Genomic DNA, 13944 nt, shown 5'->3' on the forward strand with positions numbered 1-13944 from the left:
AATTGACGCGGTCTTTCACGACAGTCACGTCGCGTGCGCCGGCCCTTCGGACTCAGCGGCAAGGCGGCGGCAGGTGCGGTCCGACCAGCGCCAGCGTACGCTGCAGGGCACCGCGTCCGTTGCTGATCAGCGTGCAGCCTGCCCGCGCCATGTCCTCGCGTGCCTGCGGATCTTCGAGCAGGTGCTGCAGCAGTTCGCCGACCGCCTGCACGTCTTCGCCGATCAACAGCGCGCCCGCCTCGCGCATGCGGCGGGAAATCTCCGAGAAGTTGTGCAGGTGCGGGCCCGTCACCGCAGCGGTGCCCATCGCCGCCGGCTCCAGCAGGTTGTGGCCACCGATCGGCTGCAGGCTTCCACCGACAAACGCCACCTGCGCGCAGGCATAGAACGGCATCAGCTCGCCCAGGGTATCGATGACGAACACATCGGTTCCAACCTCCGGCCACTGCTTCGCGCGCCGGGTTGCCACGTTCCAGCCCTGCTCCCGCGCCAGCGCCTCCACCTTCGGGAAGCGCTCGGGATGCCGGGGCGCCCACAGCAGCAACAGGTCGGGGTGCTGCCGGCGCAGGCGACGATGCAGATCGATCACCGCCTGTTCTTCACCATCATGGGTACTGGCGGCGATCCACACCGGCCGCCGGGCCGGCACGCGGGCATGGAACTGCTCGACGAAGCCCTGCACGTCCGGCGTAGTGATGTCGAACTTCAGGTTGCCCAGCGCCTGCACCTGCTCCGGCGCGGCACCCAGCTGCACGAAACGCTCGGCATCGTCCTGCGACTGAGCGGCTACGCAGGTGACCGTGCGCAGTGCGCGGCGGATCAATGACGCCAGCAGCCGGTAGCCCCGCAGCGAACGCGCCGAGAGGCGCGCGTTGAGGATGTAGACCGGAATGCCACGGTCACGGCAGCCGAACAGCATGTTCGGCCACAGTTCGGTTTCCAGGATCAGCGCCAGGCTGGGCTGGAAGTGGCCGAGGAAGCGGTTGACGCTGCCGGGCACGTCATACGGCAGGTAGACGTGGTCCAGGGCGTCGCCCCACAGCGCACGCACGCGCTCGGAGCCGGTCGGGGTGATGGTGGTGATGACCCAGCGGATGTCCGGGCGCTCCTTGCGCAGCGCGTTCACCAGCGGCGCAGCGGCATTGACTTCGCCCACCGAGACCGCGTGCAGCCAGACCCGCGGTTGGCCGGTGGGCTGCGGATAGGAAGCATAGCGCTCATCCCAGCGCCGGAAGTATTCACGGACCCGGAAGCCGCGCCAGACCAGGTGGTACACGGTGATCGGCAGCAGGATGTAGAGCACGACCGAGTACAGGCCGCGCAGGATCCATTCGACAGGGTCTTTACGCATGCGGCAAGGATACGGGAGCCCCCCGGGAAAGACACGCGGCCGCCTTGGTAGAATGGGCCAATGTCCGATGCCACCACCGCCGTCCGCCCGTCGCTGCGCGATCCCCGCAACTGGCCGATGTTCGCCGCCATGCTGGGCGCCTTCGCCATCGCCCGCCTGCCGTGGATGCTGCAGCGTGCGCTGGGCCGGGGCGTCGGCTGGATCACCTGGCGCCTGCTGGGCAGCCGTCGCCGCGCCGCCGAGGTCAACCTGCAGCTGTGCTTCCCCGAGAAGGACGAGGCCTGGCGCCAGCGCCTGGTGCGCGACAGCTTCGATGCCCTGGGTGTGGGCGTGTTCGAGTGCATCCGCGCCTGGTGGGGCAGCATCGACAGCATCCGCCCGCAGGTGCAGATCGAAGGACTGGAACATCTACGGCAGATGCAGGCGGAAGGTCGTGGCGTGCTGCTGGTGTCCGGCCATTTCATGACCCTGGAAATGTGCGGGCGCCTGCTGTGCGACTACGTTGATCTTTCAGGCATGTACCGCAAGCACAAGAACCCGGTGTACGAGTGGGCGGTGAAGTTCGGCCGCCTGCGCTACGCCAAGGCAATGTTCGCCAATGAGGACATCCGCGCTACCGTGCGCCACCTGAAGAAGGGCGGCTTCCTCTGGTACGCGCCCGACCAGGACATGCGCGGCAAGGACACCGTGTTCGTGCCGTTCTTCGGCCACACCGCTTCGACCATCACCGCCACCCACCAGCTGGCGCGGATGACCGGCTGTGCGGTGATCCCGTATTTCCATCGCCGCGAAGGCGGGAAGTACTTCCTGAAGATCGGCGCGCCACTGGAGAATTTCCCCAGCGACGACGTGGAAGCCGATACCACGCGGGTCAACCAGGCCATCGAAGAGATGGTGCGCGAGGCGCCCGACCAGTACCTCTGGATCCATCGCCGATTCAAGCGGCAGCCGGGTGGCCGGAGCGCTTTCTACAAGTAACGCGGGGAGCGGATTGGCTCTATCCACGCATGGCGTGGATGCGCAGTTACTTCAGCGCCGGCGATTCATCCGCGTCGCGCGCCAGCAGGCTGCCGGCGAACAGCGCGGCCAGCAATACGGTCAGGCCACCCCAGAAGGCCGAATAGAACGCCAGATGGGTGTTCAGCGGGAACACGGTCACCGCCAGCGCCAGCATCGCCGGACGCGCGCGTTCGCGGGCCATTGCCGGCGCGTAGCGCCATGCGCGCCAGGCCTGGGCCACCGCCGCCAGCCACAGCAACAGACCAATCACTCCAGTCTCTGCGAGGATTTCCAGCACGATCTGATGGGCATGAAGCGCCGGGGCATTGCCCCACACTGCCGGCCCTTCCTCCGCCACGCAAGCGGAATAGGCATCGCGGAAACCACGTGCACCCACGCCATTGATCGGGTGCTCTTCAATCATGCAGGCGGCGGCTTCCCAGATCCGCGCGCGCCCTGACAGGGCCTCGTCGACACCACGCTCGCCCCCATCCAGGGCCATGGCCGTACGCGCGAAGCGCTCGCGCAGCTGCGGCACGCTGGCGGTCAGCGCACCGGCGCCGAGCACCGCCACCAGCGCCAGCGCGGCCAGCCGTTTCCAGCCGAACTGGCGCACGCCGCTGTAGGCCAGCACCAGCGCGAAGGTGATCCACGAGGCGCGCGAACCGGCCAACAGCAGCACGCTGCCCAGCGCTGCCGCAGCCAGCAGCCAGCCCGTGTTGCCAAAGCGCCGCGCGGCGGGCAGCAGCAGGAACGGCGACAGGCTGGCCAGCACCTGGCCGAACTTCAGGTTGCACGGTCCCAGTGCGCCACTGAGGCGATCTGCCAGTGCGGCCTCGTCGGCCGGGCACAGTGCGTGGCCACTGACCGCCAGCTTCAGGTGTTCCAGCGACCAGAACCATGGGCTGGTGCCGGCCACCGCCTGCACCAGTGCATCCAGCGTCCATGCGCCGGTGATCAGTGCCAGCCCCGCGAAGGTCAGCCGCCGCCGCTCCGGCGTAGCCACCGCGATCGCCACCAGCCACATGAAGGGCAGATAGCGCAGGCCCGCAGCAGCCTTGGTCCACGAGGCCGCCGGATCGATCGCATCGAATGCGGAGAATGCCTGCGGCAGCCAGTAACCAAGGAACAGGATCGAAGTCAGTGCCCAGGCCGCCGTGCTCAACAGATGCGGGCGGCGCTGCAGGCGGCGCGTCACCATGCGCGCCGCCGCGTACAGCGCGCCCAGGCCCAACACGGTTTCGGCGATGCCTGGCAACGGCCACATCGCCACGTACGCCAGCACCCACCAGGGCGCCCAGCGCCCGGCGCGGTCGTCGCGCACGATGACGGCGGGGTCAGCCGGCGAGGTCGGCATAGAGGCGGAGGGTATCGCGCTGCATGGCCTGCAGGGTAAACGGGATGCGGGTCGGCAAGGACGGGGGCTGGGCCAGCAGGGCCAGCGCACGTTCACCCAATGCCCGCGCATCGCCGAGCGGCACGGCACCTGCGGGTTGCAGCTGCCGAAGCAGCTCACCAACGCCGCCATGGTCCCAACCCAGCACCGGCCGGCCCACCGACAACGCCTCGACCACGGTGCGGCCGAACGCTTCGGGCTTGTCCGACAGCTGCAGTACCAGGTCGCTGGCCGCGTAGGCCTGGGCGATGCGTGCGGTCGGCGTGCTGATGTGCACGGCCTCGGCCACGCCGAGCGCGGCCGCCTGCCGGCGCAGGTCGGCCACGTAGGCTTCACGGCCGGGTTCATCGGTGCCCAGCATCCACAACTGTGCCGGCACGCCGGCGGCGCGCACATCCGCCAGCAGCTGCAATGCGTGTGCGTGACCCTTCAGACGGGTGCCACGCCCCGGCAACAGCAGCAAGGGGCCTTCAACCTGCGCCAGCCATGGGTACTCTGCCGCAAGCGCCATCCGCGCACGGCGATCGGCACGCGCCACGCGCGGGAACTGGGCCACATCGACGCCACGCGGAATCACCTGCAATGCCTGTTCGGGCACGGTCGGGTAGTGGCGCTGCACGTAATCGCGCACGGTGTTGGACACGCAGATCACGCGTTCGCCGCTGGTCATCACCGCGCTGTAGCGGCTGGGCGAATTCAGCCCATGCACGGTGGTCACCCAGTGCGGGCGTTGCGCGGCAGGCAGGGCACGGATTGCGTACAGGCCCAGCCAGGCCGGCAGCCGCGAGCGGGCATGCACGATGTCCGCACCAACCTCGGCAAACAAGCGACGCAGGGTCGGCAAGTGGCGCAGGGTCAGCAGCGACTTGCGGCCAATGTCCAGGGTGAGGTGCTCGGCACCGCTGTCGAGCAGCGGCTGCACCAGGCGGCCACCGGCGGAAACCACCAGCGCGCGATGGCCGGCGGCGACCAGGGCCGCAGCGATTTCCAGGGTCGAGCGCTCGACGCCGCCGGAGTGCAGCGCCGGCAGCAACTGCACCACGGTCAATCGGCGCATCAAGGGGGCGGCCGCTTAGTCGGCCAGCACGAACACGGAACCGCAGTACGGGCACTGCGCTTCGCCATTGGGCTCGTCTTCGATCGGCAGGTACACGCGCGGATGCGAGTTCCACAGCGCCATTTCCGGGGTCGGGCAGCTCAGCGGCAGATCGCTGCGGTGCACGGTGTAGCGCTTCTCGGCGTTGGCGGGCGCAGTGGCGGTATGGCTCATGGCGGATGTCGATGAACGGGTTGCGAGGCCTGTGATTCTAGCATCCAGGCCGCCCCGACATTGCGCCGCAACGGGTCTTTGCGCGTACCGGGCCGATTCCCTGCGACCTTGCGTGCCACTTCGGGATGAGGTGCCGGCGGGAATTCCCGACCGATCCTGCAGATTCACCCCGGGAAACCACCGACAACGATATTTACCGCATTTGGATCGAACTAAATGGCACTTGTCAGGTTGCCACGGCTGTTGCAGGATCGGGCCAGGTCGTGAACCGGCCTGCCCCAATCCGACCCGATCGCATGGCCCGCCCCCACCGGACCGGCATCGCCTCTTCCACTGCCATCGCGGCGGGCGGAGCGATGCTGTCCGTGGTGTCCGCCGATGCGGGTTATGCCCGCCGCCAGCCCTTCCGGGAGACCCTTGCATGACCCTGTCCGATCCACGCCGCGCCCTGCTTCCGCTCGCCCTGGCCCTGGCCTGTGCGACTACCGCGATGCCGGTGCTGGCACAGGGACTGCAGAGCTCGTTCGAGCCGGGCCAGCCGGCTCCGGAACCGGCCGCAGGCGCATTGCAGGTCATGATCGGCAATGGCCCCGCGGCGCCCTACGCCGCCAAGCGCAATGTCGGCTACAGCGGCCTGCACGCACTGCGCTACAGCAGTGAAGGTGGCAATGTGCGGCGCGAACTGTTCAAGGCGGACGTGACCATCGAGGCCGATACCACCCTGTCGTGGTTGGTGCTGCCGGAGATCGTCGGCAAGGACACCGTGGCTTCGACCTATGTGTCTCTGGACCTGCTGCTGGACGATGGCAGTCGGGTTTCGGCCGGCGCTGCGCGTGACCAGCATGGGGTGGCCCTCGGCGCCCGCGCGCAGGGCGACTCGAAGACGCTGTACCCGCAGCAATGGGCGCGCAAGGCGGTGCGGCTGGGCGATGTGCCCGCGCTGAAGGGCCGCCGCGTGGTGGCGATCGAACTGGAGGTGGCCAGTGCCGACGGCGCACCGGTCTCCGGCTGGATTGATGACGTTCGCCTGGACGCAGTGCCACGGCAGCAGCCAGCGCGCGTCTCCGACTGGGTGCTGACCACCCGCGGTACGCAGGCCAACGGCACCTTCTCGCGTGGCAACAATTTCCCGGCCACGGCGGTGCCGCACGGGTTCAACTTCTGGACCCCGGTCACCGATGCCGGTGCGCTGAACTGGCTGTACCGCTGGAACGAGCAGAACGACGCTCAGAACCGTCCGCAGCTGCAGGCGCTTGCGCTGAGCCATCAACCCAGCCCGTGGATGGGCGACCGCCAGACCTTCCAGGTGATGCCATCGGCCAGTCGTGGCGTGCCGGAGGCTGACCGCCGCAAACGTGCCCTGTCGTTCGACCGCAGCCACGAAAGCGCCCGCCCTTACCGCTACGACGTGCGCTTCGACAACGGCGTCGCGGCATCGATCGCGCCGACCGACCATGCCGCGCTGTTCCGCTTTGACTTCCCGGAGGGAGGCGACGCCAACCTGCTGTTCGACAACGTCGATGCCCGCGGTGGCCTGACTCTGGACGCCGCCACGCAGACGCTGTCCGGCTACACCGACACGCGCAGCGGCCTGTCCAACGGCGCCAGCCGCATGTACGTGGCAGCCAGCTTCGACAGACCCTGGCGCAGCAGCGGTCGCCTCGACACCGGCCGACCGACCGGTTACATCAAGTTCGATGCCGGCAGCGACCGGCGGGTGACCATGCGCATCGCCACTTCGCTGATCTCGGTGGAGCAGGCACGACACAACCTGGCGCTGGAAATCGCCGCCACCGATACGCTGGAGAGCGTGGCCGGCCGTGCGCAGGATGCATGGGACGCACGCCTGGCCCGCTTCGACATCGGCGATGCCAGCGACGACCAGAAGACCACGCTGTATTCCAGCCTGTACCGGCTGTTCCTGTACCCGAATTCAGGCCATGAAAACGTGGGCAGCGCCGCCGCACCGGAGTGGCGCTACGCCAACCAGGCCAGCGCCAGCGATGACAACACCGAGGGCAGCGCGACCCGCACCTTTGCCGCCGTGCGCGATGGCAAGGTGTTCGTCAACAATGGCTTCTGGGACACCTTCCGCACCACCTGGCCGGCCTACGCGCTGTTCACGCCCGACGATGCCGGGCAGATGGTGCAGGGTTTCATCGAGCAGTACCGCGCTGGCGGCTGGATCGCGCGCTGGTCGTCGCCGGGCTACGCGGACCTGATGGTCGGCACCAGCTCGGACGTGGCCTTCGCCGATGCGTGGCTGAAGGGCGTCGGCGGCTTCGATCCGGGCGAGGCCTACGCCGCCGCGCTGAAGAACGCGACCGTGGTACCACCCGACCGCCATGTCGGCCGCAAGGGCATGGACCGTTCGACCTTCCGGGGCTACGCCAGCGCCGACGTGCATGAGGGCATGTCGTGGACGATGGAAGGCGCACTCAATGACTTCGGCATCGCCAACATGGCCGATGCGCTGGCCAAGCGCGCGACCGCACCCGCCGCACGCGAGCGCTACAGCACCGAAGCCGACTACTTCCGCCACCGCGCTGCCAGCTACGCGACGATGTTCGACCCTGCCGCCGGCTTCTTCCAGGGCCGCAGGGCCGATGGCCGCTGGCGCGTGGACGCCAAGGACTACGACCCGCGCGTGTGGGGCCACGATTACACCGAATCCAACGGCTGGACCTTCGCCTTCACTGCCGCCCATGACGGCGAAGGCCTCGCCGCGCTGTACGGTGGCCGCGACAAGCTGGCGGCGAAGCTGGATACCTTCTTCGCCACGCCGGAAACCGCAGACCCGGCACTGGCCGGTTCCTACGGCGGCACCATCCACGAGATGACCGAAGCGCGCGACGTACGCATGGGCATGTACGCGCACAGCAACCAGCCGGCGCACCACATCCCGTGGATGTACCTGTATGCCGGGCAGCCGTGGAAGACCCAGCAGCACGTGCGCGAAATCCTGTTGCGGCTTTACGTCGGCAGCGAGATCGGCCAGGGCTATCCGGGCGATGAGGACAACGGCGAAACCTCGGCATGGTACGTGCTGGCCTCGCTGGGCCTGTACCCGCTGCGCATGGGCGCCCCGGAGTACGTGATCGGCTCGCCGGCCTTCGAGCATGCACGCGTGGAGCTGCAGGGTGGCGCGGTGCTGACCGTGAACGCGGCCAACAACTCGCGCGAGAACGTCTACGTGCAGTCGCTGAAGATCAACGGCAAGCCGTGGACGAAGACCTGGGTGCCCCACGACCTGATCGCCAAGGGCGCGACCCTCGACTTCGTGATGGGACCCCGTCCCTCGCGCTGGGGCAGCGGCGTGGACGATGTGCCGCGCTCGTTGACCGCGCGCGGCCAGCGCCCGCAGCTGCTGCACGACCTGCTCGGCAGCGGCGCGAAGGCGACGCTGGCCGACGGCCGCGCCCTGCCCGCACTGGTCGATGACGATGCGAGCACCACCGTGGGCCTGGGCGGCGGCGCAACCATCGCGCTGACCGGACTGAGCGACGGCACGCCGACGATGTACACGCTCACCAGCGGCGACGGCCGCATCCAGGGCGGTGAGTGGACGCTGGAGGCGCGCAACGGCGGCGGCAGCTGGACCGTGCTCGACCAGCGCAGCGGCGAAGACTTCGAATCCGCCCGCCAGACCCGTCCGTTCCGCATCGCCAGACCCGGCCGCTACAGCGAATACCGCCTGCGCCTGGCGGCACCGGCACGGCTGCCACTGGCGGAGATCGAACTGCTGGCGGCCGGCACCGTACAATGAGCGGCATGCGCTACCGTCTTCTGCCTCTGGCCCTTGTTGCCCTGTCCTTCTCAAGTTTCGGCCAGACCCAGGCGTTCGATACGCAGCTGACCCGCGACGGCGTGACGCTGAACTACCAGGACGCCCGTGGCGCCCTGGCCGCGCCGCAGCGCAAGCGGGTGATCGATACGTTCTTCTTCGCCTACCTGCGCGAACGCGCGGACTTCCACCCGGCCGCGCCGGCGATGGTGCGCATTGTGATCGATCCGGCCTACACCGGCATCGCCTTCGTCGGCGACAAGGACCAGGCAGCGACGATCACCATCAACCCAGGCTGGTTGGCGCAGCACCCGAACGACATCGACCTGGTCACCCATGAGGCGATGCACATCGTGCAGGGCTATCCAGGTTACGGCGATGCACGGGTGCCGGGCTGGCTGGTGGAAGGCATCGCCGACTACGCACGCGACCGCTACGGCATGGACAATGCCGCCGCAGGCTGGGTGCTGCCGGGCAAGGTCGAGAAGGGGCAGAATTTCGACAGCGGCTACCGGGTGACCGGCGCGTTCCTGAAATGGGCCGAGGCCGAGTATCCCGGCCTGGTGCTGGCGCTGGACAAGGCCCTGCGCGACGGCCGCTATACGCCGGCGCTGTGGCAGAAGCACACCGGCAAGGCACTGCCGGCGCTGTGGACGCAGTACGCCAAGCCGCGTTCGGATGCACCGCCGCCGGCACCAGCGCGCCGCGGCAAGCGGCGCTGACTGGGCGATCAACTGGGTATTGCGGCGACTGGGTAGAGTCGACTGTTAGTCGACTGCCTTTCGTACGGCCCCCGAAAACCCCGCGCTTCGCGCGATAGTCGACCAACGGTCGACTCTACCTCGCTGGCGTCTACGCCTCAGCGCGACTGCACGAAGCCGGCGTACAGCGCGAACAGCTGCTGGAAGTACCGCCGCGTCACTCGATTGCGCATGACACCCTCGCCCATGGAAAGTTGGTCGGGCCCAGGGTGGGAAGGCCGGTCCGGTCCCTTCCCACGGCCAGGCCGCGTGGACGTATTGGGCCGCAACGGCGTTGCAGGGACATGACCGGGTTGCGTAGCGCGTGTGGCAGCGGTGGGACCGGCATCGGGACCGGTAGAGTCGACTGCTAGTCGACTATCGCGCGATCGCGCGGGATTTTCGGCGTCCGAATCAAGAGCAGTCGACCAACAGTCGACTCTACCCGTTTCCGCTTTGCGGAAACAGAAACGCGCCCCGTGGGGCGCGTTTCTGCAGCTGTCGCTGAAAAGAGGGCTTACGCCTTCTTTTCCGCTTCCAGCTGCTTGCGAATCTGCGCATCCACCGCCGCAATGGCGGTCATGTTCAGGATCCTGCGCGAGGTCGCGCTGGTGGTCAGGATGTGCACCGGCTTGTTCACGCCCATCAGGATCGGGCCGATCGCCACGCCGTCGGTGAACACACGCACCAGGTTGTAGGCGATGTTGGCCGCTTCCAGGTTCGGCAGCACGAACAGATTGGCGCGGCCCTGCAGGGTCGAGCCCGGCAGCAGCTTCTGACGCAGCGCTTCATCCCACGCGGTGTCGCCCTGCATTTCACCGTCCACGTTCAGACGCGGGTTGCGCTTGAGCAGCAGCTCGCGCACCTGGCGCATCTTCAGCGCGTCCTTGGAATCGTGGCTGCCGAAGTTGGAGTGCGACAGCAGCGCCACCTTCGGCTCGATGCCGAACAGCTTCATGCGGTAGGCCGCCTGCAGGGTCGCTTCGCACAGCTGCTCGGCGGTCGGGTCTTCCTGCACGTGGGTATCGACGAAGAAGAACACGCCCTGCTGGTTGATCACGCCGGTCATCGCAGAGGTCGAGGTGACCTTCGGCTCCAGCGGCAGCACGCTGCGCACGTAGCCCAGCTTCTTGTGGAAGCGGCCGACGATGCCGGTCAGCATCGCATCGGCTTCGCCACGGGCCACCATCACCGCCGCGATCAGGGTCGGGCGCGAACGCATCAGGTTCTTCGCCGCGGCCACGGTCACGCCACGACGGCCGGTCAGGCCGTGGTAGTACTGCCAGTATTCGTTGAAGCGCGGGTCGTCGTTGATGTTGGTGACTTCAACGTTCTCGCCGATCTTCAGGCGCAGGCCGAGGCGCTCGATGCGCGACTCGATCACTTCCGGGCGGCCGATCAGGATCGGGCGCGCCAGGCCGTCGTCGACCACGTTCTGCACCGCCTGCAGCACCACTTCCTCTTCGCCCTCGGCGTACACCACGCGCTGCTTGTCGCTGCGCGCGCGGTCGTAGACCGGCTTCATCATCAGGCTGGTGCGGTAGACGAACTGGGCCAGCTTGTCACGGTAGGCGCCCATGTCCTCGATCGGGCGCGAGGCCACGCCCGAGTCCATCGCGGCCTGGGCCACGGCGGCCGACAGCTCCACCAGCAGGCGGCGGTCGAACGGGCGCGGGATCAGGTATTCACGGCCGAAGCTCGGCGTCTCGCCACCGTAGGCCGAGCCCATGTCGGTGGCCGCACGACGTGCCAGCGCCGCGATGGCGCGCACGCAGGCGATCTTCATTTCCTCGTTGATCGCGGTGGCGCCCACGTCCAGCGCACCACGGAACAGGTACGGGAAGCACAGCACGTTGTTGACCTGGTTCGGGTAGTCCGAACGGCCGGTGCCGATGATCGCGTCCGGACGGGCGGCGCGCGCCAGTTCCGGCATGATTTCCGGGGTCGGGTTGGCCAGCGCGAAGATCACCGGGTCCGGCGCCATGGTCTTGACCATGTCGGCGGTCAGGATGCCCGGTGCCGACAGGCCCAGGAAGATGTCCGCGCCGTCGACGATATCGGCCAGGGTGCGCTTGTCGGTGTCGCGCGCATAGCGCTGCTTTTCCGGATCCAGGTCGGTACGACCGGTGTGGATCACGCCCTCGCGGTCGAAGGCCAGGATGTTTTCCGGCTTCAGGCCCAGCTGCACCAGCATGTTCACGCAGGAAATGCCGGCTGCGCCCATGCCCGTGGTCGCCAGCTTCACGTCCTCGATCTTCTTGCCGGTGATCGCCATGGCGTTGAGCACGGCCGCACCGACGATGATCGCCGTGCCGTGCTGGTCGTCATGGAACACCGGAATCTTCATGCGCTCGCGCAGCTTGCGCTCGACCACGAAGCACTCCGGCGCCTTGATGTCTTCCAGGTTGATGCCGCCGAAGGTCGGCTCCAGCGAGGCGATGATGTCGACCAGCTTGTCCGGGTCGGTTTCATCCACTTCGATGTCGAACACATCGATGCCGGCGAACTTCTGGAACAGCACGCCCTTGCCTTCCATCACCGGCTTGCCGGCCAGCGCGCCGATGTTGCCCAGGCCCAGCACCGCGGTGCCGTTGGAGATCACCGCCACCAGGTTGCCGCGGGCGGTCAGCTCGCTGGCCTGCTGCGGGTCGGCCTTGATCGCTTCACAGGCGTACGCCACGCCCGGCGAATACGCCAGCGACAGGTCGCGCTGGGTCAGCATGGGCTTGGTAGCGGAAACCTTGATCTTTCCCGGCGGGGACATCCGGTGGTAATCGAGGGCGGCCTGTTTGAAATCTTCGTTGGACATCGATGTGGGTTACATGAATGGGCAGAAGGGACAGGGGATGATACCCCCGTTGGAGCGTCTGGACCTGTCGCTATCCTGTCGCAACCATGTTGCGACCGCACAATTCCGTGCCGTATGCGACCTGAGCCCAGACCAGCATCGGCGCTACCCATGACAGTCATGGGACGCCCTGAAACGCCGCGGGGCCGTACCACTGTCGTGATCGGCCCCGCGGTACCACACACCTGGGTCAGCCCTTGGCCGGCAGCGCCTCGGGCAGTGCGTCCACCGGCGGCGGCAGCTCGCTTTCGCGGCCATCCAGCGCCAGCTGCAGGCGGTTGCGGTCCAGCGCGCCTTCCCAGCGCGAAACCACCACGGTGGCCACCGCATTGCCGATGAAGTTGGTCAGCGAGCGGCATTCGCTCATGAAACGGTCCACGCCCAGGATCAGCGCCATGCCGGCCACCGGTACCTCCGGCACCACGGCAAGGGTGGCGGCCAGGGTGATGAAGCCGGCACCGGTGACGCCGGCCGCCCCCTTGGAGCTGAGCATGGCAACCAGCAGCAGGGCGATCTGGTGGCCCAGGGTCAGTTCGGTGTTGGTGGCCTGGGCAATGAACAGTGCCGCCAGGGTCATGTAGATGTTGGTGCCGTCCAGGTTGAACGAGTAGCCGGTCGGGACCACCAGGCCCACCACCGACTTGCTGCAACCGGCGCGTTCCATCTTCTCCATCAGCGACGGCAGCGCCGACTCCGACGAGGAAGTGCCCAGCACCAGCAGCAGCTCGGCCTTCAGGTAGCGCGCCAGCTTGAACACCGAGAAGCCGCACAGTCGGCAGACCACACCGAGGATCACTGCCACGAACAGGAACGCGGTGAGGTAGAACGAGCCCACCAGCCACGCCAGGTTGACCAGCGAACCGACGCCGTACTTGCCGATGGTGAAGGCGATGGCGCCGAAGGCACCGATCGGGGCGGCCTTCATCAGGATGTGCACCAGCTTGAACACCGGGGCGACCAGCGCCTCCAGGAAGTTCAGGATCGGCTTGCCCTTCTCGCCCACCGAGGCCAGCGCGATGCCGAACAGCACCGCGATGAACAGCACCTGCAGGATGTTGCCGTCGACGAAGGCGCTCACCAGCGTCTTCGGAATGATGTCCATCAGGAAACCGACCAGGGTCAGGTCGTGCGACTTCTCGACGTAGCTGTGCACCGCGGTCTGGTCCAGCTCGGCCGGGTTGATGTTCATGCCGGCGCCGGGCTGTACCACGTGCGCCACGATCATGCCCACGATCAGTGCCAGCGTGGAGAAGAACAGGAAGTACGCCATCGCCTTGGCGAACACCCGGCCCACCGTGCGCAGGTGGGTCATGCTGGCGATGCCGGTGACGATGGTGAGGAAGATCACCGGCGCGATGATCATCTTCACCAGGTTGATGAAGGCATCGCCGAGCGGCTTCATCTTCTCGCCGATCAGCGGTTCGTAGTGGCCGAGGATGGCGCCCAGGACGATCGCCACGATCACCTGGAAATACAGCTGGCGATAGATCGGCAACGGCTTTGCAGGCGCCGGGGCTGCGGTCGGGATGTGCATGGCGGACTCCGGAAGGGGCGTT

At 67.5% G+C, this 13944-nt stretch carries 9 protein-coding genes; 3 read left to right on the forward strand and 6 right to left on the reverse strand.

Features of this window, described 5'->3' with window-relative positions:
* Positions 1-52: 52 nt before the first annotated feature.
* Positions 53-1351 (reverse strand): lipid IV(A) 3-deoxy-D-manno-octulosonic acid transferase, encoded by a 1299-nt coding sequence (waaA, locus tag H4O10_RS13660; protein WP_049403581.1) that lies wholly within the window; start codon positions 1349-1351, stop codon positions 53-55.
* Positions 1352-1411: 60 nt separating this feature from the next.
* On the opposite strand from waaA, the gene H4O10_RS13665 reads away from it, so the two are divergent.
* The gene (locus tag H4O10_RS13665) at positions 1412-2329 is read left to right on the forward strand and encodes an LpxL/LpxP family Kdo(2)-lipid IV(A) lauroyl/palmitoleoyl acyltransferase (RefSeq protein ID WP_033835645.1); all 918 of its coding nucleotides are present in this window, start codon (positions 1412-1414) and stop codon (positions 2327-2329) included.
* Positions 2330-2375: 46 nt separating this feature from the next.
* Here H4O10_RS13665 and H4O10_RS13670 read toward each other — a convergent pair whose 3' ends face one another.
* From H4O10_RS13670 to H4O10_RS13680, 3 genes are read right to left on the reverse strand one after another with little or no spacing between them, the layout of a single operon-like run.
* Positions 2376-3707, reverse strand: a complete 1332-nt coding sequence (locus H4O10_RS13670) for an O-antigen ligase (protein WP_049453153.1) — start codon at positions 3705-3707, stop codon at positions 2376-2378.
* Complete coding sequence (locus tag H4O10_RS13675) at positions 3688-4803, reverse strand: glycosyltransferase (protein WP_049453155.1); 1116 nt, start codon at positions 4801-4803, stop codon at positions 3688-3690. The genes H4O10_RS13670 and H4O10_RS13675 overlap by 20 nt, the downstream gene beginning before the upstream one ends.
* A 15-nt stretch (positions 4804-4818) precedes the next feature.
* On the reverse strand, positions 4819-5016 hold the full coding sequence (locus H4O10_RS13680; RefSeq protein ID WP_005410967.1) for a zinc-finger domain-containing protein: 198 nt from the start codon (positions 5014-5016) through the stop codon (positions 4819-4821).
* A gap of 421 nt (positions 5017-5437) precedes the next feature.
* Between H4O10_RS13680 and H4O10_RS13685 the strand changes: the two genes are divergently transcribed.
* Both H4O10_RS13685 and H4O10_RS13690 read left to right on the forward strand, forming a co-directional pair.
* Positions 5438-8782 (forward strand): GH92 family glycosyl hydrolase, encoded by a 3345-nt coding sequence (locus tag H4O10_RS13685; RefSeq protein ID WP_049453156.1) that lies wholly within the window; start codon positions 5438-5440, stop codon positions 8780-8782.
* A complete protein-coding gene (locus H4O10_RS13690; protein WP_005410969.1) occupies positions 8779-9522 on the forward strand; it encodes a basic secretory protein-like protein in 744 nt (247 codons plus the stop codon). Before H4O10_RS13685 ends, H4O10_RS13690 begins: the two co-directional genes overlap by 4 nt.
* A 535-nt stretch (positions 9523-10057) precedes the next feature.
* Here H4O10_RS13690 and H4O10_RS13695 read toward each other — a convergent pair.
* Together H4O10_RS13695 and H4O10_RS13700 are read right to left on the reverse strand one after the other, a co-directional pair.
* Positions 10058-12349 carry an NADP-dependent malic enzyme gene (locus tag H4O10_RS13695; protein WP_049453701.1) on the reverse strand — a complete coding sequence of 764 codons (2292 nt, stop codon included), beginning with the start codon at positions 12347-12349 and terminating at the stop codon, positions 10058-10060.
* 229 nt (positions 12350-12578) lie between these two features.
* Positions 12579-13922: a dicarboxylate/amino acid:cation symporter gene (locus tag H4O10_RS13700; RefSeq protein WP_005410972.1), complete on the reverse strand. Its 1344-nt coding sequence runs from the start codon at positions 13920-13922 to the stop codon at positions 12579-12581.
* Between the last annotated feature and the right edge of the window lie 22 nt (positions 13923-13944).

It is taken from the genome of Stenotrophomonas sp. I18B00994 (genome assembly GCF_014145825.1).
GTDB classification, from domain to species: Bacteria; Pseudomonadota; Gammaproteobacteria; order Xanthomonadales; family Xanthomonadaceae; genus Stenotrophomonas; species Stenotrophomonas maltophilia.